This is a genomic window from Halomonas eurihalina (genome assembly GCF_008274785.1).
Taxonomy (GTDB): Bacteria; Pseudomonadota; Gammaproteobacteria; order Pseudomonadales; family Halomonadaceae; genus Halomonas; species Halomonas eurihalina.
The window spans coordinates 185707-212282 of sequence record NZ_VTPU01000006.1 but is presented as its reverse complement, the minus strand read 5'-3'; the positions used below and the strand labels follow the sequence as shown (position 1 = coordinate 212282).

General features: G+C 61.7%; 25 protein-coding genes. 3 read left to right on the top strand and 22 right to left on the bottom strand.

All coding sequences use genetic code 11. From position 1 onward, the window contains the following. Positions 1-183: 183 nt before the first annotated feature. The 11 genes from FZZ93_RS08315 to kdgD (FZZ93_RS08265) all read right to left on the bottom strand — a co-directional run bounded on the left by FZZ93_RS08315 (position 184) and on the right by kdgD (FZZ93_RS08265) (position 12969). Positions 184-1509 (bottom strand): enolase C-terminal domain-like protein, encoded by a 1326-nt coding sequence (locus FZZ93_RS08315; RefSeq protein WP_149321851.1) that lies wholly within the window; start codon positions 1507-1509, stop codon positions 184-186. A 31-nt stretch (positions 1510-1540) separates the two neighbouring features. Then, positions 1541-3103 carry a galactarate dehydratase gene (garD, locus tag FZZ93_RS08310; protein WP_149321850.1) on the bottom strand — a complete coding sequence of 521 codons (1563 nt, stop codon included), beginning with the start codon at positions 3101-3103 and terminating at the stop codon, positions 1541-1543. A gap of 15 nt (positions 3104-3118) precedes the next feature. After that, positions 3119-4642, bottom strand: coding sequence for a tripartite tricarboxylate transporter permease (locus tag FZZ93_RS08305; RefSeq protein ID WP_149321849.1), 1524 nt, complete (start codon positions 4640-4642; stop codon positions 3119-3121). A gap of 17 nt (positions 4643-4659) precedes the next feature. Then, positions 4660-5103, bottom strand: coding sequence for a tripartite tricarboxylate transporter TctB family protein (locus FZZ93_RS08300; protein ID WP_149321848.1), 444 nt, complete (start codon positions 5101-5103; stop codon positions 4660-4662). Positions 5104-5210: 107 nt separating this feature from the next. Next, the gene (locus FZZ93_RS08295) at positions 5211-6263 is read right to left on the bottom strand and encodes a type 2 periplasmic-binding domain-containing protein (protein WP_149321847.1); all 1053 of its coding nucleotides are present in this window, start codon (positions 6261-6263) and stop codon (positions 5211-5213) included. A 47-nt stretch (positions 6264-6310) separates the two neighbouring features. Continuing rightward, on the bottom strand, positions 6311-7228 hold the full coding sequence (kdgD, locus tag FZZ93_RS08290) for a 5-dehydro-4-deoxyglucarate dehydratase (protein ID WP_149321846.1): 918 nt from the start codon (positions 7226-7228) through the stop codon (positions 6311-6313). A 195-nt stretch (positions 7229-7423) separates the two neighbouring features. Continuing rightward, positions 7424-8938 (bottom strand): tripartite tricarboxylate transporter permease, encoded by a 1515-nt coding sequence (locus tag FZZ93_RS08285; protein WP_149321845.1) that lies wholly within the window; start codon positions 8936-8938, stop codon positions 7424-7426. Positions 8939-8972: 34 nt separating this feature from the next. After that, positions 8973-9479, bottom strand: coding sequence for a tripartite tricarboxylate transporter TctB family protein (locus FZZ93_RS08280; RefSeq protein ID WP_149321844.1), 507 nt, complete (start codon positions 9477-9479; stop codon positions 8973-8975). A gap of 99 nt (positions 9480-9578) precedes the next feature. Next, positions 9579-10520, bottom strand: a complete 942-nt coding sequence (locus FZZ93_RS08275; protein ID WP_149321843.1) for a tripartite tricarboxylate transporter substrate binding protein — start codon at positions 10518-10520, stop codon at positions 9579-9581. Between the two features lie 84 nt (positions 10521-10604). Next, positions 10605-11945 carry an enolase C-terminal domain-like protein gene (locus tag FZZ93_RS08270; protein WP_149321842.1) on the bottom strand — a complete coding sequence of 447 codons (1341 nt, stop codon included), beginning with the start codon at positions 11943-11945 and terminating at the stop codon, positions 10605-10607. A gap of 106 nt (positions 11946-12051) precedes the next feature. Then, positions 12052-12969: a 5-dehydro-4-deoxyglucarate dehydratase gene (gene kdgD, locus FZZ93_RS08265; protein ID WP_149321841.1), complete on the bottom strand. Its 918-nt coding sequence runs from the start codon at positions 12967-12969 to the stop codon at positions 12052-12054. A gap of 230 nt (positions 12970-13199) precedes the next feature. Between kdgD (FZZ93_RS08265) and FZZ93_RS08260 the strand changes: the two genes are divergently transcribed. Continuing rightward, entirely contained in the window at positions 13200-14159 is a 960-nt protein-coding gene (locus tag FZZ93_RS08260) for an AEC family transporter (RefSeq protein WP_149321840.1), read from the top strand. Here FZZ93_RS08260 and FZZ93_RS08255 read toward each other — a convergent pair. The 9 genes from FZZ93_RS08255 to FZZ93_RS08215 form a co-directional block, all read right to left on the bottom strand. After that, a complete protein-coding gene (locus tag FZZ93_RS08255; RefSeq protein WP_149321839.1) occupies positions 14156-14476 on the bottom strand; it encodes an antibiotic biosynthesis monooxygenase family protein in 321 nt (106 codons plus the stop codon). The genes FZZ93_RS08260 and FZZ93_RS08255 overlap by 4 nt on opposite strands. 7 nt (positions 14477-14483) lie before the next feature. Then, positions 14484-14975: a phosphohistidine phosphatase SixA gene (gene sixA, locus FZZ93_RS08250; RefSeq protein ID WP_149321838.1), complete on the bottom strand. Its 492-nt coding sequence runs from the start codon at positions 14973-14975 to the stop codon at positions 14484-14486. Beyond that, the gene (locus FZZ93_RS08245; protein WP_149321837.1) at positions 14968-16035 is read right to left on the bottom strand and encodes an NAD(P)H-dependent glycerol-3-phosphate dehydrogenase; all 1068 of its coding nucleotides are present in this window, start codon (positions 16033-16035) and stop codon (positions 14968-14970) included. Before FZZ93_RS08245 ends, sixA begins: the two co-directional genes overlap by 8 nt. Before the next feature lie 104 nt (positions 16036-16139). Next, complete coding sequence (locus FZZ93_RS08240) at positions 16140-17573, bottom strand: NAD(P)(+) transhydrogenase (Re/Si-specific) subunit beta (protein WP_149321836.1); 1434 nt, start codon at positions 17571-17573, stop codon at positions 16140-16142. A 16-nt stretch (positions 17574-17589) separates the two neighbouring features. Next, positions 17590-19161: a Re/Si-specific NAD(P)(+) transhydrogenase subunit alpha gene (locus tag FZZ93_RS08235; RefSeq protein WP_149321835.1), complete on the bottom strand. Its 1572-nt coding sequence runs from the start codon at positions 19159-19161 to the stop codon at positions 17590-17592. Positions 19162-19369: 208 nt separating this feature from the next. Continuing rightward, positions 19370-21274, bottom strand: coding sequence for a molecular chaperone HtpG (htpG, locus tag FZZ93_RS08230; protein ID WP_149321834.1), 1905 nt, complete (start codon positions 21272-21274; stop codon positions 19370-19372). Positions 21275-21368: 94 nt separating this feature from the next. Then, on the bottom strand, positions 21369-21833 hold the full coding sequence (locus tag FZZ93_RS08225) for a PaaI family thioesterase (RefSeq protein WP_149321833.1): 465 nt from the start codon (positions 21831-21833) through the stop codon (positions 21369-21371). Then, a complete protein-coding gene (locus tag FZZ93_RS08220) occupies positions 21826-22320 on the bottom strand; it encodes a PaaI family thioesterase (protein ID WP_149321832.1) in 495 nt (164 codons plus the stop codon). Before FZZ93_RS08220 ends, FZZ93_RS08225 begins: the two co-directional genes overlap by 8 nt. Positions 22321-22385: 65 nt before the next feature. Beyond that, the gene (locus FZZ93_RS08215) at positions 22386-22715 is read right to left on the bottom strand and encodes a YkvA family protein (RefSeq protein WP_149321831.1); all 330 of its coding nucleotides are present in this window, start codon (positions 22713-22715) and stop codon (positions 22386-22388) included. Between the two features lie 147 nt (positions 22716-22862). Here FZZ93_RS08215 and FZZ93_RS08210 point away from each other — a divergent pair, with 147 nt between their 5' ends. Further along, positions 22863-24809 (top strand): transglycosylase SLT domain-containing protein, encoded by a 1947-nt coding sequence (locus FZZ93_RS08210; RefSeq protein WP_149321830.1) that lies wholly within the window; start codon positions 22863-22865, stop codon positions 24807-24809. A gap of 131 nt (positions 24810-24940) precedes the next feature. On the opposite strand, the gene FZZ93_RS08205 is transcribed toward FZZ93_RS08210, so the two are convergent. After that, positions 24941-25582 carry a LysE family translocator gene (locus FZZ93_RS08205; RefSeq protein WP_149321829.1) on the bottom strand — a complete coding sequence of 214 codons (642 nt, stop codon included), beginning with the start codon at positions 25580-25582 and terminating at the stop codon, positions 24941-24943. Between the two features lie 9 nt (positions 25583-25591). Then, positions 25592-26017 (bottom strand): NINE protein, encoded by a 426-nt coding sequence (locus FZZ93_RS08200; protein ID WP_149321828.1) that lies wholly within the window; start codon positions 26015-26017, stop codon positions 25592-25594. Between the two features lie 302 nt (positions 26018-26319). Here FZZ93_RS08200 and FZZ93_RS08195 point away from each other — a divergent pair, with 302 nt between their 5' ends. Further along, a complete protein-coding gene (locus FZZ93_RS08195; RefSeq protein WP_149321827.1) occupies positions 26320-26526 on the top strand; it encodes a cold-shock protein in 207 nt (68 codons plus the stop codon). Positions 26527-26576: the final 50 nt, after the last annotated feature.

Genomic DNA, 26576 nt, shown 5'->3' with positions numbered 1-26576 from the left:
GGATTCACTGCCTGGATCACAGCGCCATCGGCCGATACGGCCTGGGCGCCAATCAATTGCTTGCCTTCGAGTGTCATCATTTCTCTCCTGTCGAGGGAAGCAGTGATACCGCCGGTATGGCCGTATCACTGGAAGTGAGCCGGCGAAGAGGGCTCATGCTCCGCCGGATGACGCGGTGCTGCTTCAGCGCACCAACGCCGGGCGTTTGGGATCGAACTCCCAGCCCTTGATCAGATACTGCATGGCCATGGCATCGTTGCGCTGGGTGACATCGAGGCGCTTGTACGTTTCGTGGGCCTCCATCAGCTTGTCGTCATCCAGCTCGACACCAAGCCCCGGCGTGGACGGCACCTGGAGCTTGCCATCGCGAATCTGGAAAGGATCGGTGGTGATGCGCTGGCCGTCCTGCCAGATCCAGTGGGTATCGATGGCCGTGATCTCGCCCGGGCAGGCGGCGGCCACGTGGGTCATCATGGCCAACGAGATATCGAAATGATTGTTGCTGTGCGAGCCCCAGGTCATGCCCCATTCGTTGCACAACTCGCCTACCGCCACGGCGCCCTGCATGGTCCAGAAGTGGCAGTCAGCCAGGGGAATATCCACCGAGTTGAGCTGCACCGCCAACTGCAACTGCTTGTAATCGGTAGCAATCATGTTGGTTGCGGTGGGCAGCCCAGTGCGCTTCTTGAACTCGGCCATGGTCTCGCGACCGGAGAAGCCGCCTTCCTGGCCACAGGGGTCCTCGGCGTAGCTCAGCAAGTGTTTGATCGGCTCCAGCACGCGCACCGCCTCGTCCAGCTTCCAGGCCCCATTGGGGTCCAGCGTCAAGCGGGCTTCGGGGAAGGCCTCGTGGAGCGCGCGGATGCAGTCGGCCTCTTCTTCACCACGCAGCACGCCTCCCTTGAGCTTGAAGTCACGGAAGCCATAGCGCTCATAGGCGGCCTTGGCCAGATTGGCAACGGCCTCGGGCGTCATGGCTTCGCGATAACGTACTTCGTCCCAGGCATCGACCGGGTCGGTGGCCTTCGGATATGGCAGGTCGGTCTTGTCGGGATCACCGAGCAGGAACAGATAACCGAGCGCCTCGACCTCATCACGCTGGCGACCGTACTGGCCCAGCAAGTCGGCGACCGGCATACCCAGCGCCTGGCCGAAGAGATCGAACAGCGCCGATTCGATGGCCGTGATGACGTGCACCGCCACCCGCAGGTCGAAAGTCTGCTGGCCACGCTCTTCCGGCCCTCCCTGAGCCAGCAGGTCGCGTGCCCGGCTCAGCACCTGCTTGACCTCGTTGACCCGCGAACCTTCTACCAGCGGCCGGCACTTCTCCAGTCCCTTCAGGATTCCGTCACTGGAGGGAATCTCACCGACCCCGCGATTGCCGGACTCGTCTTCCAGCACCAGCACGCAACGGATGAACCAGGGCGCGTGACCACCACTCAGGTTGAGCAGGAAACCGTCTTCGCCGGCCACCGGCACGATGTTCATCTTGGTGATCTTGGGGAACATGAACTTTGCCTCTTGTAAAAATCTAATGGGTTCAGGTCACCGGCGCCGGATTGAACAGCACCAGGTCGTTGTACAGGCCGAGTCGGTCGGCGGCGACCTGGCGACGGCCACTGGCCACATCGAGGATCAAGTGGAAGAGTTCCCAGCCCAGTTCCTCGATACTCGCCTCGCCAGTGGCAATGCGCCCGGCATCGAGGTCAATCAGGTCATGCCAGCGACGCGCCAGGGTGGAATTACTCGATACCTTGATCACCGGGGTCATCGGCAGGTTGTAGGGCGTGCCGCGCCCAGTGGTGAAAACCTGCAGGTTCATGCCGGCAGCGGCCTGCAAGGTGCCGCAGATGAAGTCACTGGCCGGGGTGGCAGCGAAGGTCAGCCCCCGCTTGCGCAGCCGCTCTCCCGGGCCGATGACATCGACGATCGGCGAGTCGCCGGACTTGATGACCGAGCCCAACGCTTTCTCGACGATGTTGGAGAGCCCGCCTTTCTTGTTGCCGGGCGAAGTATTGGCGCTACGATCCGCCTGCCCTTGAGAGAGATAGTCGTCGTACCAGGCCATCTGATCGACCAGCGCCTGACCGACCGAGCGGTCCACCGCTCGCGGCGTCAGCAAGTGGATGGCATCGCGTACCTCGGTGACCTCGGAGAACATCACACTCCCCCCGGCACGCACGATCAGGTCGGTGGCGAAGCCCACGGTCGGGTTGGCGGTCAACCCGGAAAAGGCGTCGCTACCGCCACATTGCATGCCCACCCTCAGCTCGGACACCGGACAGGTCTCGCGACGACGACGATCGAGGCGCTCGAGGTGACGCTCGGCCATGGCCATGATGCCATCGACCATCTCCTCGAACCCCTGGAAGGATTCGTCCTGCAGGCTCAACACATTGGCCTCAGGATCGGCAGCCTCGGTGTTCTCGTAGATCTTCACTGGCCGGTCCTCGACCAGGGTCGAGGGCTGCAGTTTCTCGCAACCGAGCCCGATGACCATGACTTCGTCGCCAAAATTGGGGTTCTGGGCCAGGTGCTTGAGAGTACGAATCGGGATCACCGCGGCCGGCGCATTGATTGCCACGCCGCAGCCATAGCTGTGGTTGAGTCCCACCACGTCATCGACGTTGGGGAAGCGCGGCAGCAGCTCGCGCTTGATACGCTGGACCACGTGGTCGATGGTGCCCGCCACGCACTGCACGCTGGTGGTGATGCCCAGCACGTTCTTGGTGCCAACGCTGCCATCAGCATTGCGGAAACCCTCGAAGGTATAACCCTCCAACGGAGCCACTTGCGGAGCGGAGCGCGTCGCCAGCGGTAGATCCTCCAGCGCCGGCGGCGTCGGCATGTGCAGGTTGGTTTCGTCGACATGGCCACCCTGCGGGATAGCCACCATAGCCGTGCCGATGACTTCGCCATAGCGGCGGACGGGGCCGCCCTCCTCGATATCCTCCAGGGCCAGTTTGTGGCCCTGAGGAATCCTGGCGGTCACGACCATCCCCTCGCCCAGCGTCTGTCCCTCTTCGAGCCCTGCGGCTTCCACCACTACAGCGACGTTGTCAGCTGGGTGAACTCGAATGATCTTGCCTACATGATCAGTCATGACGGCTCCTCTTCGTTATACCGGGTCAGGGTCAGCCGAACTGTTCTGACGGCGCTTGGCACGACTCTTCAGACTCAGCACGATCGAGAACACCACCGAGGCCACGATCAGCAACCACAGCACTACAGCAATGGGGCTCTTGGTGAAGAAAATCGACAGAGTACCGGCTGACTCCAGGCTCTTGACGAAGTAGACCTCGGCCTGGCTGCCCAGGATGAAGCCAATGATCAGCGGCGCCACCTCGAGGCCAATCTTCTGGATCAAATAGCCCAGAACGCCGAAGATTAGCAGGGTCCAGACATCGAACATGATGCCGTAATTGATCGCATAGCCCCCCACTACGCACATCATCACGATCAGCGGATAGAGGATATGCTTGGGCACCATGACCACCTTGGCGATGTGCTTGATGGCATAGAACATCACAAAGAACATCACGAAATTGGCAAACACCAGCGCCGTCATCATGATGTACCAGGTATCGGTATTCTCCGGAATGAACAGCGGACCGACCTGGATGCCTTGCAGAGTGAAAGCGCCGATCAGTACAGCGGTAGTGGAGTCACCCGGGATACCCAGTGAGAGCAGCGGAATCAGCGCTCCACCGGTCAAGGCGTTATTGGCAGACTCGGAGGCGATCAGCCCCTGGGGCGCGCCCTTGCCCATCTCGCTGGAGTCGCGTGACAGGTTCTTCTCCTGGGTATAGGCCAGTACCGAAGCCGCACTGCCTCCGACCCCCGGCAGCATGCCCACGAAGGTACCGATGAACGAAGAACGCACCAGATTGGTCAACCGCCCCTTGAAGATGGAGAACGAGAAATGCGAGCCCTTGCCCAGCTTGACGCGCTCGTCACTCAACTCATTCTTCACCCCCTTCTCAGACTCGAGCAGGATGGTGGAAATACCGAAAATTCCGATCAGCACCGGCAATAGGGAAAAGCCCTCGAACAGATAAGGTTCCATGAAGTCGAACATCAGCCGCGTATGGCCATTACCACCGTCGGAGATGCTGTAGGTACCGATCAGGCTCAGCCAGATGCCGATCACCCCGCTAAAGATCCCCACCAGCATGTTGCTCGACAACGACGCGATCACGCTCAAGGCCAGCAGGATGATCAGGAACTTCTCCACATAGGAGAACTTGATGGAAAAATCCGCCAGCAAGGGAGCAAACAGGAAGAGCACAGCGGCACTGATCAGCCCACCGATAACGGAAGCAATGACACTGACCCGCAGCGCCCTCTCACCCTCGCCCTTGCGGGCCATCGGATAGCCATCGAAGGTGGTGGTAATCGAGGACGGTGTGCCCGGGATATTGAGCAGAACCGCCGGCACCATGCCGCCGGAGATGCCACCGACATAAAGCCCCAGCAACAGCGCCAGGCCATGATGCAAGCCCAGGGCATAGGTCAATGGCAGGCAGACTGCCACCGCCATGGTAGCCGTCATGCCAGGAATGGCACCAAAGATGATGCCAACTAACGCGCCGAAACCGGCGAGCAGAAAAAAGCTAACGTCAAGAAGTGACAAAAATTCCATGGTGGCACTCGCTTCGGTCACGGCAGGGTGATTTTGAACAGCTTGGCCAGGATGAACCAGACCAGGCTGGGTGCGACAATGGCATTGATCACCACGATGATGACTCCCTTCTTCGTCCACTCATGCATGTACATCAGCGACATCAGAAGAACGAACACCATCGAGACGAACAGAAAGCCATACCCCGTATAAGGGAAGAGGTTGCCTACCACTGCCATCAGGTAGAAATACGCCACGATCAGGGCGAGGGTGCCGAAGAAACGGAAGCCATCCATGGATTCGCCCAAGATGGGCAAGGTACGTTCTCCCCGCTTCACCGCGGCTAGAAACGGGATCGTTTTCGTCGCCAGGATAATGACGAACAGCACCGCCATGATCCAGTGAATAATCCTCGGGAAGAAAAGGTGAGAGGTCTCGAAATCGATCGAAACGCTGAGCAGACTGGTCAGACCTGATTCCATAGTGGCTCCGATATAGGCGGAAAGCGTTCCGGCCTATGCTTTTCTATCGCGACTCACGTCAAAAGACGGAAGCGGCGGCGACCCAACGCCGCCGCTATTCGCATCACTTACTTGATGTTGTCGATGATGCCTTCATAGCGAGACATCTTCTCGGCCAAGTACTCCGAGGCTTCGTCGGAAGGCTTGAAGTTGGGAATGAAGAAAGAATTCTTCTGGGTTTCCTGGATATCTCCCTCGGCATAGATCTCACTCAGTGCCTCATCGATCTGCTCCACGATGGCGGGATCCATATCCTTGTTATAGAGGAAGAAGAATTCCTTATCGAAGGTGAAGTTCTCGTCTCCCCCCATGGTCACGGAAACGTTGGGCTCGACGTACTCGAGCAGTTGCTCGCGGGTCGTCTGGCCCAGTCCTTCTTCCGGCGCCTGCTCGATGGTGCTGTTGCGCGCCGTGAGCCAGAGGAAGCGCATGGCCTTCTGATCGTCGGCCGGCAGGCGAGTGTACTGCTCGTTGGCCTGTACGGTGCCGTTGATCATGTCAGCCTGGTCGTCGAAGAGCTGCTGATTCTTGTCTGCCTGGGAGCCGGTATTGACGGCCACCAGATTGTCTTCCATGCCCGGGTGTTCGATAGCGACGGCATTCTTCAGCGCACTGAAACCGATCTCCGAAACACCGCCCGGCTGGATGGCCACACGCACCTCTTGGCCATTGCCGGCTGCCTCGATCACGTCACCCAGGGTCTGGTAGGGCGAGTCCTTGGGCACCAGATAAGCGTTGCCAGGGTTGATGGCAACGGTCGGCCCGATGGTGTACTTCTCGAAGATATCTTCATAGCCTTCCACGCCATAGAGATACCCGAGATAGGACTGATCGTGGAAGATCATCAGGGTATTGCCGCGAGAGTCGCGATCCAGAGTACGGAAGGCGGAACTCGCACCGACGGCATCGACCTTCATGTTGAGGTCGAGCTTCTCGGCCAGCGCATCGACAACGATGCTGGAGTTCTGGTAGGTATCACCGCCGGTCGAGGTCGAGCCGATTACTACGCGCACATTGCCACGCAGCGGACCATCGGCGGCCATGGCGGCAGCACTGCCGAAGGCCATGCCGGCCACCAGGACAGAAGTTCCGAGGGTCTTGTAAATGCTGGACATGCTCATGTTTCACCTCTTCGCTGTCATTGTTGAGTATCGGTGAAGGTGGGCTCTCAGAAGCCCTTGGCGACTTCGACCAGAGCTTCCAGTCGAGCTCGCTCCTCGGCACTGGGCATCTCGAGCGGCGCGCGCACGCTACCCGAAGGACGCCCAATGATCTCGGTGCCGGCCTTGATCAGGCTGACCGCATAGCCGGACTTGTTATCGCGCAGATCGACGAAAGGCAGGAAAAACTCCCGCGAAATGCGTCGCACCGTGTCGCTGTCGCCAGCCCGCAGCGCCTTGTAGAAGGCCACCGCCATATCCGGCACGAAGTTGAACACCGCGCTGGAGTAGGTATTCACCCCCACGGCCAGGTACGCCTCGGCCATGATCTCGGCGGTGGGCACGCCGCCCACATAGGCCAGCCGATCGCCGACGGCCTTGATGATCCGGTTCAGGGCCTGCATGTCGCCCTTGCCGTCCTTGAGACCGATCAGGTTGGGGCAGGCATCGGCCAGACGCTGCACCGAGGCAGGCTTCATCACGCCGTTGCCGCGGTTGTAGTAGATCACGCTGATGGAGGTCGAGTCGCAGATCTGGCGTGCATACTCGACCAGGCCGTCCTGAGGACATTCCGTCAGATAAGGCGGCATCAGCAGGATACCGTCGGCGCCCTCCTCCTCGGCGATCTTCGCGAAAGCGCTGCCAGTGGCCACGCTGAGGCCCGCACTGGCGATCACCGGCAGCTTGCCGTCGACCACCTTCACCGCCAGGCGCACGATCTCGCGGAATTCGTCCTGGGAGAGGTTGAAGAACTCCCCGGTACCCCCGGCGACGAACACCGCCGAGATCTCATGGCTGATGAACCACTCCAGTCGCCGGCTGTAGCTCTCGGCATCGAAGCGCCCCTCGGCATCGAAATCGGTGACCGGGAAGGACAACAGCCCATCGCTGATCGCCTGCTTGACATCTGCGCGTGTAAAACTCACCTGATCGTCCTCTTGTTCGTTCAAGACAACATGAGGGGCAACCCTCAATGTCATACATCATACAAAGTAACTTAGAGCTCTAGTTCCTTCTCAGCAATACACCCAAGGTCGTATATGGACTAAAGTCTCAAGAAAAAAACCGGGTAGGCGACAGATCAGCCTCCCGGTCATGGCGTCATGAGATGCCGTAACACCTCACACGCCGGAGCCCTGCGAAGCCGAAACTTGCTTTCCGGCACGATAGTTCTGCCATAGCGTCAACGCCAGCAGTCCGATAGCGATGACCAGAAAGGTCACACTGATCGGTCGAGTGAAGAACGGCGTCCAGTCTCCCTGGAATGACTGCAACCCACGGCGCAGATTCGACTCGGCGATCGGCCCCAGGATCAGCCCGAGGATCACGGGAGCCGTGCCGAAATCATAGCGGTTGAGGAAATACCCCAGCACGCCGAAACCGAGCATCAAATAGAGATTGAAGACATCGCCATCCACGCCGTAAACGCCGATGAAGCAGAATACCAGGATCGTGGCGAGAAGCTGCTTACGCGGTACGGTAAGCACACGAATGAACAGCTTGATGCCTAGGCACATGATCAACAGCATGAAGAAGTTGGCAACGAGATAGGCCAGAAAGATGCCATAGACCATCCCACCCTGGTCATCAAACAGCAGCGGCCCTGGCGTGATGCCCTGAATCATCAGGCCACCTAGCAGTACTGCAGTGGCCGCCTCCCCGGGAATGCCCAGCGCCAGCGTGGGGATCAGCGCCCCGCCCAGCAGCGCATTGTTGGCACTCTCCACCGAGATGATGCCCGGAGCATAGCCGGTACCGAACTTGTCCGGCGACTTGGAAAAACGTCGCGTCTGATCATAGGCCACCAGTGACGCGATACTGCCCCCCGCCCCCGGGACCGGGCCGACGACCGAACCGGACAGCACCCCAGTCACCACCGCCTTCCAGTGCCGTAGCGTCTCGAGGAAGCGCGGCCGGGCGATATCGATGCGGTGGGTACTCTCCTTCACACGTTCATGCGGGTCATATTCGAGCGTATCCTTGAGTACTTGCGAGACCGCGAACAGTCCGATCAACGCCGGCAGCAGATTGATACCGGTCAACAGCGACAGTTCATTAAACGTGAAGCGCCCCACCCCAGTGATCGGATCAGTGCCAATGGTCGAGGCAAAGAAGCCGATCAGGCCCGCGATCAGGCCCTTTAGCAGCGATTTGCCCGCCACCGAGGCAATGATCACCAGGCCGAAGATACTCAGTGAAAAGTACTCGGCAGGACCGAAGCGCAGCGCGAACTCAGCGATGGGTGGAGCCAGCAGGCTCAGGATGATCATGCTGGCCACGCCGCCGAAGAAGGAAGCGACGATCGCCAATCCCAGTGCGCGACCGGCCTCCCCCTTCTTTGCCATGGGATATCCGTCGAAGGTGGTCGCCACCGATGAGGGCGTTCCCGGGATATTCAACAGAATGGCCGGGATGGAACCGCTGGCACCGGCACCGCAAAGTGCCCCCAGCAGCATGCCCACCCCCGCCACCGGCGGCATGCCGAAGGTAACCGGCAACAGCAAGGCAATCGCCATGGCCGAGGTCAGCCCCGGTAGCGACCCCATGATGATGCCTAACAGTGTGCCACCGGCAATGGCCAGCAACGTGCCAAGCTGCAGCACCATGCCCAGGCCATCGAGATAACCGGAAATCATGTGACTCTCCTCAACCGCAGATTACACCGCCTGTTCAGGCCGGAAGCGGAATCTCGAATAGATTGTTGAAGACATAAAACACCGCTACCGCCAGCACAGCCGCGAACACGAGCGCACCGAGAACGGATTTCCCGCGCTGGGCCATCGTCTGCTCACCCCACACCCCGCTCAGGATGACCAGCCCCAGAACACAGCAGAACGTGAATGACGCTGTGCTGATGATGTAGCCAAGACGCTCGAACGCCAGCATGTAGCCAACCAGCAGCAGCACGACGAACAGCCACTGGGCGACGCTGCGTACCTTGACGACCTGCGGCGTCGGCGAGGCGACGCTGCGAACCATCCACCATTCACGAAAATCCTTGATCAGACAGGGAATAGCGAACAGGAATATCAACCCCGACAGCAGTTTCGGGAAGAAGGCGGGCGAAAGGTCGCCAACGATCTCGATCTCTGGCAGCGCCGTTGCCGCAACGAAAGCGGCCGCCGAGGCGATCAGCAAGAACAGATCGAACAGCGGCTTTCCAATATCACGTTGCATAGACCCAGTCTCCAGCCACTTGCCACTGCGTGGTGGCAACACTCACGACTCTTTCGAATCGTCGCGCCGCAGGGCTTCGGCGGCGCGACGAGATGCACATTACTTCGCTAGATCGCCGGCAGCTTCACGCATGATACCGGCAGACTCGTCGATGAAAGCCTCGAGCTTGTCGCCAAAAAGCGGAGACAGCTTGGTTCCCAGGTTGTTGGCGGTTTCTTCGTAAGAGCCGTCGTCAACAATCTGCTGGACCGCTGCAACCCACTCGTCCTTCACCTCCTGCGGCAGTCCCTTGGGCGCCGCGATGCCGCGCCAGACCGACAGCACGAGGTCATAACCGGATTCCTTGAAGGTCGGCACATCCGGCAAGCTATCGCCACGTTCCGCGTAGGTCGTCGCCAGCGCCTCGAGACGACCGGATTCCAGCGCCGACCGCAATTCGGCACCACCCAGCACGACAGCGTCGACGTGTCCGCCCATTGCCGCAGAGATCGCTTCGGAGCCGCCTGGATAGGGGATCAGATTCAGCTTCGCACCGGTGCGATTGGCGATGGCGTTGGCAGTGATATAGGCCGAGGACCCTACCCCGGAGGAACCTACCTTGACCGGGCTATCGGAAGCCGCCTCGACCAGGCTATCGAGATCCTCGTACGGGCTTTCCTCTCCTACCGCGAGGATATAGGGCTCATCGACGACCTTGGCGATGAAATCGAAGTCATCATGGGTGAACGGCACGTTGCCCATCGCTTCGAGGGTGAGCATGGCGTTACTCGCCGCCAGCAGGGTGTAGCCATCCGGCTCGGACGCGACCGCCCGCGACATCCCTACGGCACCACCACCACCAGCGATATTGCGAATCACCAGGCTCTCGCCCAACTGCTCCTCGAGCAGCGGCTGCAAGGCTCGTACGAAGGTGTCGTTACCGCCACCAGCGGAGAATGGCACAATCATGTTGACGCTCTTGGTGGGGTAGTCATCCGCCAGGGCATGACCGCCGATGGCGAAGGTGGCGGTCACCGCCAGCGTGCTCAGCAGCTTTTTCATTGTATTCACCTCTTTGCTTGCCTTTGTGGATATCAAGAGTGCGCCCCGGCAGGCACATACCAGGGCCACGACCGAAAGGTACGCTCAGCGCACCAGGGCCGGACGTTTGGGATCGAAGGTCCAGTCATCGATCAGGTACTGCATCGCCATCGCATCGTCGCGTCCGCCGGCCGGCAGACTGCGGTAGAGAGCGTTGGCCTTCTCCACCTGCTCCATATCCAGCTCGATGCCCAGCCCCGGGGCATCGGTGACCGCCACGCGCCCCTCCACGATCTGCGGCGGATTGCGGGTCAGTCGGGCATCGCCTTCCTGCCAGATCCAGTGCGTATCGAGTGCAGTGGTGCGCCCCACGGCGGCGGCACCGACCTGAGCGAACATGGCGAGCGAGATATCGAAGTGATTGTTCGAGTGCGATCCCCAGGTCATGCCATGATCCTGGCAAAGCTGAGAAACACGCACCGCACCGGAGAGCGTCCAGAAGTGCGGATCGGCCAACGGAATGTCGACCGAACGCAGCATCAACGCATGAGCCATCTCGCGCCAGTTGGTCGCGACCATATTGGTGGCGACCGGCAATCCCGTGGCATGGCGGAATTCGGCCAGAATCTCGCGTCCCGAGAAGCCCTGTTCGGCACCGCAGGGATCCTCGGCGTAAGCGATCACGCCATGGAGGTTCTTGCAAAGGTGGATCGCCTCGTCGAGCGACCAGGCACCATTGGGATCGATAGTCGTACGTGCATCTGGAAAAGCGTCGTGCAACGCCGTAACTGCCTCGATTTCCTGCTCGCCGGGCAAGGCACCACCCTTGAGTTTGAAATCCTTGAATCCGTAACGGTCGTGGGCAGCCCAGGCGAGCTCGACGACATGCTGCGAACTCATCGCCGCTTCGTCGCGCAGACGGTACCAGTCGTGAGTCATCCCCTCGGTGCCGCGCCGGAAGTCCAGCGGTGTAGCATGGCCATCGCCGATGAAGAACAGATACCCCAGCACCTCGACACTGTCACGCTGCTTCCCGTTACCCAGCAGCTCTGCCACCGGCACACCAAGAAACTTGCCCATCAAATCCAGCAGCGCCGCCTCCAGTGCAGCCACGGCGTTGATGCGTAGCTCGAAAGTCCACGAGCCCTTGCCGAAGTCTTCGAAATCGGAGCGCTGCCCCGCCCTCTGGAGCGAAGAGACCATGGAGCGCAACTTGCCGATGGACTGGCCGACGACCAAGGGGCGGGCCTGCTCCAGTGAGCGTTGGATCGTTTCTCCGCCGGGCGACTCACCGACGCCGACATTACCGGCACTATCCTCGAGAATGATCAGGTTGCGGGTGAAATAAGGCGAGTGCGCCCCACCGATGTTCAGCAGCATGCTGTCGCGGCCGGCAACCGGGATGACCTGCATATCAGTGATCGTAGGCGTACTGTGGTTCGGCATGAAACGTTCTCCAGCAGGATTCACGATGCGCCCTCCTCTCGCGTGGCAAGCACGCAGAAGAGGTCGAGGGCAACGAAGGGCACTCAAATGCAGTGAATAAGAAGCATCAGAGCCCCTTGGCTCGCTCGATGAGCGTTTCGAGCACTTTCTGTTCCTCGGCACTGGGCATCTCGAGCGGCGCGCGCACGCTACCCGAAGGGCGCCCAATGATCTCGGTGCCGGCCTTGATCAGGCTGACCGCATAGCCGGACTTGTTATCGCGCAGATCGACGAAAGGCAGGAAAAACTCCCGCGAAATGCGTCGCACCGTGTCGCTGTCGCCAGCCCGCAGCGCCTTGTAGAAGGCCACCGCCATATCCGGCACGAAGTTGAACACCGCGCTGGAGTAGGTATTCACCCCCACGGCCAGGTACGCCTCGGCCATGATCTCGGCGGTGGGCACGCCGCCCACATAGGCCAGCCGATCGCCGACGGCCTTGATGATCCGGTTCAGGGCCTGCATGTCGCCCTTGCCGTCCTTGAGACCGATCAGGTTGGGGCAGGCATCGGCCAGACGCTGCACCGAGGCAGGCTTCATCACGCCGTTGCCGCGGTTGTAGTAGATCACGCTGATGGAGGTCGAGTCGCAGATCTGGCGTGCATACTCGACCAGGCCGTCCTGAGGACATTCCGTCAGATAAGGCGGCATCAGCAGGATACCGTCGGCGCCCTCCTCCTCGGCGATCTTCGCGAAAGCGCTGCCAGTGGCCACGCTGAGGCCCGCACTGGCGATCACCGGCAGCTTGCCGTCGACCACCTTCACCGCCAGGCGCACGATCTCGCGGAATTCGTCCTGGGAGAGGTTGAAGAACTCCCCGGTACCCCCGGCGACGAACACCGCCGAGATCTCATGGCTGATGAACCACTCCAGTCGCCGGCTGTAGCTCTCGGCATCGAAGCGCCCCTCGGCATCGAAATCGGTGACCGGGAAGGACAACAGCCCATCGCTGATCGCCTGCTTGACATCTGCGCGTGTAAAACTCACCTGATCGCCCCCTTGTTCTGCCTCACCGTGGCATGAGGCACTCAAGACTTTATGTAATACATCATACAAATGGTAAGCTAAATGGCGCTTCAATGACTGACAAGCACCCACGTGGTAAAATTAAACTAAAGTTTTAGCTCTTGAGCTCCCCTGATATCGGCATGTGATTGACCGATCGCGAGGCGAGCATATCCCCGGGGACGGGGTCAGAGCCGACACAGGATGTCTGCATGTCCCTGATCGATATTTTCCTCGGTACTCTCGGCATCACCCTTCCCGTCTTCGCCATGGTGTTCATCGGCATTGGGCTAAAGCGCCTGGGCTGGATCGATCGAACCTTCGTCAATACCGCTTCCAAGCTGGTCTTCCGAGGCACCCTACCGACCCTCATCTTCCTGAGTCTGATCGGTGCGGATCTGGAAAACACCTTCAACCCCTGGTTGCTCGTCTTCTTCGCTCTGGCGACCCTGGCCAGTTTTCTGTTGTCCTGGGCGTGGTCGACCTGGCGCCATCCCCGGCACCTGCGCGGTGTCTACGTCCAGGGGGCGTTTCGTGGCAACTGCGGCATCGTCGGCATGGCCCTGGCCAGTGGCATGTACGGCGAGGCCGGGCTTTCCATCGGCGGGCTGCTGCTGGGCGTAGTGATCCTGACCTATAACATCCTGTCGGTGGTCGTGCTCAGCTTCTACCGACCACAGGAAAACGGTGCGCGGCGCGTCCAGTGGCGGAGCATCGCCAAGCACATCCTGACCAATCCCTTGATCCTGGCCGTCCTGCTGGCCACGCCCCTGGCACTGCTCGAGGTTCGGTTACCGAACTGGCTGGCCACCACCGGGGACTATTTTGCCTCCCTGACGCTCCCGCTGGCCTTGATCTGCATCGGTGCCACCCTGTCGACCCGCGCCTTGAAGCAGGGGTATGGACCGGCACTGGGCGCCAGCACCTGGAAGATGGTCGGCATTCCCTTCATGGCCACAGCGGCGGCCTGGTCATTTGGCTTCGAAGGGCGCGAACTGGGCGTGATGTTCCTGTTCTTCGCCAGCCCCACGGCGGCGGCGGCTTTCGTCATGGCCAAGGCGATGGGCGGCGACGAAACGCTCACCGCCAACATCATCGCCCTCACCACACTGATGGCGAGCATCACGATCACGGCCGGCGTCTTTGTCCTGCGAGTGGCGGGACTGATCTAGACGTTCGCGGCAGTATCGGTCCCCTCCACCACCTCGAACTGCTCGAGGCCACCGCCCTCACCTGTCGCCTCAGGCGGCATCGGGTTGGCGTGGGCACGCTTGAAGTCGTCACTGCCCACCCAGGCACGAAAAGCCTCCTGGCTTTCCCACTCGGTCTCGACGACATAGGGAGCCTGATTGCCCTGCGGGCGCAACACGCGCATGGCGACAAAACCGGGCTGCTTATCGATCTCGCCTGCGCGGGCACGAAAGCGCGCCTCGAATTCGGCCTCGTAGCCAGGGTTCACATGGACACGGTTATTGACGATGAAGCTCATGATCGAGTCACTCGGAAGTTGGCAGGTCGTCTGGCATGGTGAGGCGCATCAGGCGTGCGCAGCCGGCTGCCGGCACGTCGGCGACCAGTTCGGCGATGCCGGCGGTGGGCAGACCAAGGCCATGGTCGCTGCGACCCTCCACCAGCAACCCAGCCAGGGCGCCGACCAGCGGCATGTGACTGACCAGCATGATGGGGGCCTCGGGCGGCGACTCCAGCAGCCAGTCGAGCACCGCGCCGGGCGGATCGTCGGGAGTGATCAGCGACAGGGACTCCGCGGTCACTCCCAGGGCGTCGGCAATGTGCGCAGCGGTCTGTTGGGCACGACGATACGGGCTCGTCAGCAGGCGCAACCGAGATAGATCCAGGTCATCGCGACCGGCCAGCCAAGCCGCCATGCGAGCCGCCTCGCGGTGGCCCCGGTCGGTCAGTTCACGCGCAGGATCGGGACTTCCCGCTCTCGCCTCGCCATGGCGCATGATCAGCAAGGTTTCAGCCATTCTCGTCTCCGGAATCTCGGTGATCGCGCTGCACGTTCTCCCTGGATAAGACGAACTCCACGTCGCTGCTCTGTTCGCCCAGCATCAGCAAACGCGCCATGTCCCTGGCCGGCACATCCCGGAACAGCACTTGATAAAGTCCTTCGGCAAGCGGCATGTAGACGCCTTCCTGCCGAGCCATGTCACGCACCAGTCGTACCGTGTTGACGCCTTCGGCCACCTGGCCGAGCGATTCGATGGCCTCGTCGAGGTTGCGCCCCTCTCCCAGGGCGAAGCCCACACGATAGTTGCGCGACAGATTCGACGAGCAGGTAACAATGAGATCGCCCACGCCGGCGAGCCCCAGAAAGGTCATGGGGTTGGCGCCCTGGGCCACGGCGAAGCGGCTCATCTCGGCCAGCGCCCGCGTCATCAGCATGCTGCGGGTGTTCTCCCCCATGCCCAGTGCCGCCGCCATCCCCGCGGCAATGGCATAGATGTTCTTCAGGGCCCCCCCAAGCTCCACGCCATAACGGTCGTTGCTAGCATAGACACGAAAATAGTCGCATCCCAGCGCAGTCTGGACGCGGGTCCGAGTCAAGGGATCATGGCTGGCAATCACCGTGGCCGTCAGTTGCCGCTCGGCGACCTCGGATGCCAGGTTGGGCCCCGAGAGCACGCCGATATGCCGATCGCCCGTCTCCTCCTCCAGGATCTGGCTCATCAGCTTGAAGCCCTCTTCCTGGATGCCTTTGGTGGTGCTGACCAGAATGCACTCCGGGTCCAGCCAGGGGCGTGCCTGGCGTACCACGTCGCGAAATCCCTTGGAAGGAATCGCCACCAATACCAGGCCCGCGCCCTCCAGCGCTTCACTCAGTTGAGTATATGCCGATACGGCGGGGTTGATGGCGTAATCGGGGAGATAACGGCCATTGCGGTGTTCACGATTGATCTGCGCGGCGAGTTCGGGATCGCGCAGCCACTGACGCACCTCGAAGCCATTGTCGGCGGCGATACTGGCGAGCGCGGTACCGAAACTACCGCCGCCAAGCACCGTCACTCTGTTGCACTCGTCAGACATGGTCGTCCCAGGCAGAAAATGATGCTGGGATTGTAACGAAAAACGCCCCGGGTCGGGGCGTTGAAAGTGCGCTGAACAGGGCCGGCACCTGCCGGCCCGATCGCTCACTCGATCAGCGGCACCAGGGTATCGATGCTCGAACGGGCGTCGCCATAGAGCATGCGCGTGTTCTCCTTGAAGAACAGCGGGTTCTCGATACCGGAGTAACCGGTTCCCTGGCCACGCTTGCAGACGAAGACCTGCTTGGATTCCCAGACCCGCAGCACCGGCATGCCGGCGATGGGGCTGTTGGGGTCCTCCTGAGCGGCGGGATTGACGATATCGTTGGAGCCGATGACGATCACTACATCGGTCTCGGCGAAGTCGTCATTGATCTCGTCCATCTCCAGCACGATGTCGTAGGGCACCCTGGCCTCGGCCAGCAACACGTTCATGTGTCCCGGCAAACGCCCGGCCACCGGATGGATGCCGAAACGCACATTCTTTCCGGCACTGCGCAGCTTGCGGGTCAGCTCGCTCACCGCGTTCTGCGCCTGGGCCACCGCCATGCCGTAGCCCGGCACGATGACCACACTCTCGGCATCGTTCAAGGCGCTGGCCACACCACCAGTGTCGATGGCCACCTGCTCGCCTTCGATCTCGGCGGCCGGGCCCTGACTGCCACCGAAGCCTCCCAGGATCACGTTGATGAAGTTGCGGTTCATCGCCTTGCACATGATGTAGGAGAGGATGGCACCCGAGGAGCCCACCAGGGCACCAGTGACGATCAGCAAGTCATTGGAGAGCGTGAAGCCGATGGCCGCCGCCGCCCAGCCGGAATAGCTGTTGAGCATCGACACCACCACCGGCATGTCGGCACCGCCAATGCCCATGATCAGGTGATAACCGATGAACAAGGCCAACGCGGCCAACAGCAGCAACGTCCAGAAGCCAGCGCCGTTCAGATAAAGAATCGCCAACAGCAGCGACAACACTGCCGCGCCGGCATTGAGCAGGTGTCCGCCGGGCAACTGGCGAGGCTTGCCATCGACCTTGCCGGCCAGCTTGCCGAAGGCGATCACCGAACCGGTGAAGGTCACCGCACCGATGAACACCCCCAACACCACCTCTATCTGCAGGAAGGTCAGCTCTGCCGGCGTCTTCTCGGCAACCAGGGCAGCAAAGGCCGAGAATCCCTCGCTGGCGCCATCGGAGGCCAGCACGCGACGCCGCTCCAGGTCAGCATTGAAGCCAACGAACACCGCGGCCAGACCGACAAAACTATGCAACGCCGCCACCAGCTGCGGCATTTCGGTCATATCGACTTTCTTCGCCAGATAGACGCCAGCCACGGCCCCGATGATCATCATCGGCACCATCCACCAGTAGCCGCCAATCCCCGGCCCGAAGGCGGTGAACAGCACGGCCACGGCCATACCAACGATGCCGTACCACACCGCTCGCTTGGCCTTTTCCTGGTTACTCAACCCCCCGAGCGAGAGGATGAACAATACACTCGCCGCGATCGCCGCGGCGGACACGAATCCTTGACTCAGCATGATGTCTCCCCGCGGTTCACGATTTCTGGAACATGGCCAGCATCCGGCGTGTCACCAGGAAGCCACCCACGATGTTGATGGTCGCGATCAGTACCGAAATCGCCGCCAGCAGCCCCACCAGGACGCTGCCCGAGCCGATCTGCAGTATCGCCCCCAGCACGATGATGCCGGAGATCGCATTGGTCACTGCCATCAGCGGAGTATGCAGGGAGTGACTCACGCCCCAGATGACCTGGAAGCCGACAAAACAGGCCAGCACGAAGACAATGAAGTGCTGCATGAAGGAAGGCGGCGCCACCTGGCCAAGCAGCAACATCAGCACGCCGCCGACGGCGAGCATGCCCACCTGGCGCTTGGTCTGGGTGACGAAGGCAGCGTGCTCGGCAGCCTTCTTCTCCTCAGGTGTCGGCTCCTTTTCCTTGGGCTTCGGCTTGGCCGCCCCGATGGCCTGCACCTTGGGCGGCGGCGGCGGGAAGGTGTTCTCGCCCTCGTACGCCACCGTGGAGCCACGGATGACATCGTCCTCCATGTCGTGATGGAGTTGGCCATCCTTCTCCGGGGTGAGGTCGGTAAGCATGTGGCGGACGTTGGTGGCATACAGCAGCGAGGCCTGCGTCGCCATCCGCGAGGGAAAGTCGGTGTAGCCGACGATGACCACGCCGTTGTCGGTCACGATGCGCTGGTCGGGCTCGGTGAGATCGCAGTTGCCGCCCCGCTCGGCGGCCAGGTCGACGATCACGGACCCCGGTTTCATGGCCTTGACCATGTCCTCCAGCCACAGCTTGGGCGCCGGCTTGCCCGGAATCAGGGCCGTGGTGATGACGATGTCCACGTCCGGAGCCTGCTCGCGGAACAGCGCGAGCTGCTTTTCGCGGAACTCGGGACTGGAGGGCTTGGCATAGCCACCGCTTTCCGAGCCATCCTCGGCATCATCGAAGTCGAGGAACAGGAACTCGGCGCCCATCGACTCGATTTGCTCGGCCACTTCGGGCCGCACATCAAAGGCACGCACCACCGCCCCCAGGCTGGTGGCGGTACCGATGGCCGCGAGCCCCGCCACGCCGGCACCGACCACCAGCACCTTGGCCGGCGGCACCTTGCCTGCCGCGGTCACCTGACCGGTGAAGAAACGCCCGAACTGGTTGCCCGCCTCGATCACCGCCCGGTAACCGGCGATATTGGCGGTGGAGGACAGAGCGTCCATCTTCTGGGCTCGGGAAATGCGCGGCACCATGTCCATGGCGATGACATTGGCACCGGTGGCACGGCAACGCTCCAGCAATTCCTCGTTCTGGGCCGGCCAGAAGAAGGAAATCAGCGTCTTGCCCTGCCGCAGGCGTCCGGCCTCAGCATCGGAGGGCTCGCGCACCTTGATGACGACATCAGCCGCCTCCCACAGCGCCTCGGCGCCTTCGATCACTTCGACGCCGGCCTCGCGATAGGCCGTATCGTCGAATCCGGCCGCCGTTCCGGCGCCGGTTTCCACCAAGCATGTGTGTCCAAGCTTCTGGAGATGCTGGGCGCTCTCCGGGGTCAGCGCGACACGCGCTTCCCCTTCTGCGCACTCCTTGGGTGCACCAATCTTCACGTTGGATCTCCCCTTTCAGGTTTATCGTTATTCACGACTCGAGCCGGCTATCATTACCTGAGACGGGATCCTTTCTCAAGGCGATGACGTCGATGCCATCGTCGACGACGTTCCTGAAGGGCCGGTCGAACCACCGCCCAGACACGACACGACCCCGCCTTGGCGGGGTCGTGCGTGTTACCGAAGTTTTTTCGACTTGACGTCTACGTCAAGCACTCAGCAACGTATTGAGCCGCTTGACGTAAGCTGCCGGGTCGTCAAGGTGGCCGCCCTCGGCGATGACCGCCTGGTCGAGCAGGATCCGCGCCAGGTCCTCGAAGCCTTCGCCCTCGGCCGACTCGAGTCGGGCTACCAGGGCATGCTCGGGATTGAGCTCGAGGATCGGCTTGACCTCGGGCAGCGGCTGGCCGGCAGCTTCCATGATGCGACGCATTTGGTAGCCCATTTCGTGCTCGGGCAGCACCACACAGGCCGGGGAGTCGGTGAGGCGATGGGTCACCTTGACCTCCTGGACCGTTTCGCCCAGCGCCTCCTTGACGCGCTTGACCAGATCTTCCTTGGCCTTGGCGGTCTCTTCCTGGGCTTTCTTCTCTTCCTCGTCCTCGACCTCGCCGAGATCGAGATCGCCCTTGGCCACATCGACGAAGGCCTTGCCCTCGAACTCGGTGAGATGGCTCATCAGCCACTCATCGATGCGATCGTGGAGCAGCAGGACCTCGATACCCTTCTTGCGGAAGATTTCCAGGTGCGGGCTGTTCTTGGTCGCGTTGAAGCCATCGGCAACGATGTAGTAGATCTTCTCCTGACCTTCCTTCATGCGCCCGATGTAATCAGCCAGTGACTGATCCTGGGTGGCACTGTCGGTATGGGTGGAGGAGAAGCGCAGCAGGCCGGCGATTTTCTCGCGATTGGCATGATCCTCCGCCGGACCTTCCTTGAGCACGCTGCCGAAGGTATTCCAGAACGTCTGATAGGCGTCGTTATCCTTGGCCAGCTTCTTGAGCATGTCCAGGGAACGCTTGGTCAGTGCCGACTTGATCTTGTCGACCTGCGGGTCTTGCTGGAGCAGCTCGCGGGAGACGTTGAGCGACAGGTCGCGCGTATCCAGCACACCCTTGACGAAGCGCAGGTACAGCGGCAGGAACTGCTCGGCGTCGTCCATGATGAAGACGCGCTGCACATAGAGCTTCACGCCGCGGGCACCATCGCGCTCATACAGGTCAAAGGGCGCGCGACCCGGCACGAACAGCAGGCTGGTGTACTCGAGCTTGCCCTCGACCTTGTTGTGGCTCCAGGCCAGCGGGTCGGAGAAGTCATGAGCCACATGCTTGTAGAAGGCCTTGTACTCCTCGTCATTGATCTCCGACTTGGGCCGAACCCAGAGTGCGGTGGCCTCGTTGACGGTCTCCCAGGTCGTGGTCTCACTACCCTCGATCTCGTTGCCCTCTTCATCACGGGCCTTCTCGACCTTGGGCATGCGCACCGGCACGTCGATGTGATCGGAGTACTTGCGCACCAGGCTCTGAAGTCGGAAATCATCGGCGAATTCGCGGGCATCCTCCTTGAGGTGCAGCACGATCTCGGTGCCATGGCGCTCGAGCTCGATATCCGCCACGCTGAATTCGCCCTCGCCCCGGGAGCGCCACTCGACACCGTCGCTCGCGTCAGTGCCCGCCTTGCGGGTACGCACCGTGATGTCATCAGCGACGATGAAACCGGAGTAGAAGCCAACGCCGAACTGGCCAATCAGATTGGCGTCCTTCTGTTGCTCACCGGACAGCTGCTTGAGAAATTCGGACGTGCCACTGCGGGCAATGGTACCGAGGTTTTCGATCACCTCATCGCGGCTCATGCCGATGCCGTTGTCACGCAGCGTGATGGTACCGGCATCCTGGTCATGCTCGATCTCGATGCGCAGCTCGCTGTCGCCCTCGAAGATGGCGTCGTTGTCCAGCGCCTCGTAGCGCAGCTTGTCGCAGGCATCGGCGGCGTTGGAGATCAGCTCACGCAGGAAGATCTCCCTGTTGGAGTACAGGGAGTGAATCATCAGGTGCAGCAGTTGCTTGACTTCGGTCTGGAAGCCAAGGGTTTCCTCATGGGTGGCAGTGGTCATCGATCTCGGACCCCTTTCTCGACATGACAGTGGTGGCGGTGGCAACGGCCACCAGTGGATAGCTGTCGTCGATATGGGGCCCGCTACACGTTTTTCAAGCGTCTTGTGTCGTCACTCCACCCAATGCGAAATGCAGCCGCGCGGTGGCGACCGGGGCGGCCTCTTCCTCCTGCCAGGCCCAGACCCGCACATTGGCCATGCGCCGCCCCTCGCGCAGCAACTCGCAACGCGCCAGCGTCGGCACCACCCTGGCCGTACGCAGATAATCGATGGAGACATCGACGACGCGCGGCAAACGCGGCTCGCGTGTGGCCAGCATCAAATCCAGGGTCGCGGCAGTCTCCATGAAGGCCGCGACCACACCGCCATGCAGGGCCGGTAACAGCACGTTGCCGATGTTGTCCTCGCGCGGCGCCAGACGAAACAACAAGCCATCGCCATCCGCCGCGGTGTCGGCCGACACACCAATCCGGCGAGCATAGGGAATCCGCTCCAGCCAGGCCGCCACATCGCCCCGCTGCCGAGTACGCGCCAGCCATTCAATATCCTGGTCAGTCATGGTCGTGCTCCGCCGCGAACAGGGCCTGCTTGAATCCCGGCGGCGTATTGCGCGCCCCGAGCCGCATGAAATTGGCGATTCCCCGCGCGATCGGCCGTTCAGCGCATTGCCACAGCCGCCCCTCGGTGAACACCACCGAGGCGGTAACCGAAACCACCCGGGCCTCGACATACAGATCCTGCTCCGCCACACCGGGGCGATAATGGTCGACTCGCAGGTCGAGGGTCGGACACACCTCAGGCTCGGGCAATGCCGGCAGCACCGCCGAGCCGCAGGCCGTATCCAGCAGCATGGTCGCCACACCGCCATGCAGCAGGCCACGCGTCGAGTCGCCGAGCAGGTCGTCGTCCCAGGGCAGGCGCAGCAACACCCTTTCGGGCCCCGCCTCGAGCACCGTCAGAGCGAACCCTCGCGTGTGGGGAATCACCGTGACGAAGCGTGTGATCGCGCGCCGCCAGGCGGCGGCGTCGGGAGTATCGGAAGACATGGCGGACCCACAACAAACAAACGTTTGATCAAACCTAGCGCACTCAGCTCCCGTCTGCCAATGCGTTACACTCGCTCGACATTTCCGCCCTCCTTCCAGAGCCGATAATCCTCGAGTGCGCGGTCAACCTTCGTCAGCAGCCAGCCGACCACGACCACATCGTCGGCCAGGCCCAGCAGCATCACGAAATCAGGAATCAAATCCAGCGGTGACACCAGATAGGCCAGCGCCAACAGCATCCAACCCATCGCCGACCAGGGCACGGGGCGGTAGCGGCCACGCACCACGTCGACTAGCATCGGAGCGAACAGCGTCAGGGCTCGTCGCATCCGACCCAAGACTCGAGAGCGGTGCCTCAAGCGCTGGAACAACGACAATCCTTTGAATCGAGCCATCATGATCTCCTGAGGACGCAGCACACTTCCAGACGATAGGATATCCTCACCGGAACGCCCCGGTCTTGTCGACGACATCGACACAGAGCAAACATCGTCTGTTTCATTCACCTTCGGCTCATGCCGGCGAACCAACGAGAGACCCCGATGCTCCGGACCCCGCCCTTCGCCTCCTGGAAAGCCTTGCTGACCACCGCCCTGCTATGGCTGCCGATGGCCGCTTCAGGCGATGACCGTGCCATGCACGACGCCCTACAGGCGGCACGCGATCAGCGCTGGCACGCCATCGACCAGACCGCCATCGAGCACCACGTGCTGGCCGGCTACGTCGATTATCACCGCCTCAAGGCGCGCCTCCCCCAGGCCGGTCCCGATCGCGTGCTGCACTTCATCAATACGCATGAGGACTCGCCACTGTCGGGCTGGATGCGTGGCCAGGCCATCTCGGCCTATGGCAAGGCCGGACGCTACAGCGATCTCCTGGCGGTGGCCGACGGCGTACCCGGCAGCACCGAGCGCCAATGTCACTATTATACCGCCCTGCTTGATAGCGCACCCACAAAAGCGGCGGAAGGCGGACGCGAGTTGTGGCACGAAGGCCATTCCCAGCCGGACGCCTGCGACCCGCTGTTCAACACACTGCGCGCCCGCGGCGAGATCGGCGCCCAGGAAATCTGGGCACGCATGATGCTGGCCTGGCGCAACGGAGAAACGGGGCTCACCAAGTATCTGGGCCGCCTGCTCGGTCCAGACTGGGGCGACGGCAAGGCCGCCATGGGCCGCCTGCAAGCCGACTACGCTGCCATCACCACGATACCGACCTGCATCGGCCCCGGCTGCCAAGGCAGTGGCGCGCTGTTCGAGGCCGCCATGCACGGCTTCACGCGCGCCGATACCGAGGCCGCCCTGGAAGCCTGGCGCAAGGTGTCGCCACATCTGTCGATCAACGAGGCGCATCGGCGCTCGATCGAACACGACCTGGTCTTCTATTCGCTGGTTCGCGATATCCGTCAGAACCGGGCCTGGGCAGATGAAGCCATGTCGCGCCTGGCCGACGACGACCTGCTGGTATTGCGTACCCGGGTCGCGCTGGAAGATCGTGACTGGCATGGCGTGATCGGCTGGATCGACAGGATGACGGCGGAGCAGCGCGACAAGGCACGCTGGCAGTACTGGCTGGCACGCGCCTACGAACAGCTCGGCGACGACGCCACGGCCCGCTCCGCCTATTCCCGCGCCGCCACTGAGCGAGATTTCTATGGTTTTGCCGCCGCCGACCACCTGGGCCAGCCCTATGCCCTCGATATGTCCTCCACCCAGGTCGACCCGGCAGTACGCCAGCGTGTCGCCAATTCGCCAGTAGTACGCCGCACCGAGGCCCTGCTGCGCATCGACGAACCCGGCCTGGCCAGCAGCGAGTGGTACGCCGCCGCGGCCCGCGCCTCGACCGAGGAAGCGCGCGCCCTGGCCGATTACGCTCATCAGCGCGGCTGGCATGCACGCCTGGTACAGACCACCATCGCCGCCCAACTGTGGGACGCACTGCCATGGCGTTTCCCCGAGGCCTATCGCGAACAGTTCATGCACTGGGGAGAGCGCATCGGCGTCGACCCTTATCTGCTGATGGGCATTGCTCGCCGCGAGAGTGCCTACAACCCCGAAGCCTTGTCGCCAGCCGGTGCCCGGGGACTGATGCAACTGATGCCGGGCACCGCGGCCAATGTCAGCCGCCAGTTGGGCTTGTCGGACCCCGGCCCCTACGGCGTGCTCGACCCGGCCCTCAACATCCGTCTGGGCAGTACCTACATCGACGAGATGCTTGATCGCTACCGAGGCAATCGCCTGGCCGCCACCGCGGCCTACAATGCCGGCCCGCACCGCGTCGACCGCTGGCTGCGCAATGCTCCCCAGGCCTTCGATCTCTTCGTCGAAAGCATCCCGTTCCGCGAAACCCGGCATTACGTCCAGGCCGTGATGACCTATCGCGTGATCTTCGAAAGCCTCGCCCAGGGCGGAGACACCCGCGGTGTCGCCCTGCTCACCCCCACGGAGCGGCAAGGACGGTATGACGGATCGCTGCTGGCGAGGAATTGAGCGAGAGGCGAGAGGCGAGAGGCGAGAGGCGAGAGGCGAGAGGCGAGAGGCGAGAGGCGAGCAGACTGTCCCCGAACTCGAGCTAGCGCAAGAGCTGGGGTTCGTAGCTCGCAGCTCGTAGCCCGTGGTTCTTAGGGACTCCTCGTCAAGGCGAGCTTGACGCCGAACCCGATCAGCACGCCGCCGGTCACGCCGTTCAACCAGCGCGAGAAGGCCGGGCTCGCCAGCCAGCGACTGGCGCTGCCTACCATCAACACCACGCCGATCTGCCACAGATTGGCGACGATGAAGTGAACCCCCGCCAACCACAGCGACTTGACGAACGCGGGGTCGCTCGGTGAGATGAACTGTGGCAGGAAGGCCATGTAGAAAACCACCGTCTTAGGGTTGAGGACGTTGGACAGCAGCCCCTCCCGCAGTGGGCGCCAGACCGGCACCGACCGGCTTTCCTCCTCGATACCGGCCACCGGCAATCCCTGCCCCCGCCGTGCCGCCATCAGGCTGTTGATGCCCAGCCAGATCAGATAGGCCGCCCCCGCCAGCTTGAGCGCACCGAACGCCCAGGCCGATTGCAGCAGGATCAGCGAAATGCCCAGGGCCGAGACAGCGGCATGCACGAAAAGTCCACTGCAGATCGCCAGGCTGGTCAGGACGCCGTCCCGAACCCCGCCTCGGGCGGTATTGCGAATGACCAGCAGGGTATCGACTCCCGGCGTGATGCTGAGCAGGGTAATCGCCACCAGAAAGGGCCAGAACTGGGAGTCGAAGTACATTGCCATTCCTCAGCCGCCAAAGATGCCCCGCTCGGTATGGCGCATGGAGATCTGGTCATTGAGCGTCCAGAAATCGTACAGCACGCCAAGGCCGAACACCCCAAAGGTACAGAGATAAAGGATGCCGGTGAGCCACTTTTCCTGATAGAAGCGATGAATCCCCAGAACCCCCAGGAAGGTCAGCAACAACCAGGCCAGAGAGTAGTTGATCGGGCCGGCCTGGAAGCGCAGGTCCGCCTGACGATCCATGGCGGGAATCAGAAACAGGTCGATCAACCAGCCGATACCCAGCAAGCCGAACGTGAAGAACCAGATCGTCCCGGTGACCGGCTTGCCGTAGTAGAAGCGGTGGGCACCAAGAAAGCCGAACAACCAGAGCAGATAACCAATCAGCTTGCTGTGCGTGCCTTCCGAGGAAATATTCGTATGGTTCATGGGCCTGTCTCTCAATCAGCCTTGCAGTGCCCCCTGAGCCGCTGGACGCCCGGAGGCTTTCAATCTACAGTGATCAGGGGTGGAGGTACCAGTCTCCCTGCGCCACTCTGTTGACGCAACCCTAGTGCTGGTGCACCATCCATGGCGTTGGTCAGCAAGTAGAAAAGTCGTCAGTTGTACGTCGATCCCTTCGATACACCCAGTGCGCACTTCTTTCTTGTCTTGCCCACGCATTTGGGGCACGGCGCGGCAGATGGCCGCTCGGCCCAGCATCATCATTTAGCTAGTTAAGGAAATCGACAATGGCAACTGGCACTGTCAAGTGGTTCAACGACACCAAGGGCTATGGCTTCATCTCTCCGGAAGACGGCGGCGATGACCTCTTTGTCCACTTCTCCGAGATTCAGGCTGAAGGCTTCAAGTCCCTGCAGGATGGCCAGAAGGTCTCCTTCGAGGTCACTCAGGGCAAAAAAGGCCTTCAGGCCTCCAACGTCCGGATCAGCGACTGAGGTCGACCTCTGACCCGGAGTCGTCGTCATCCGACGCGACATCGTTCCGA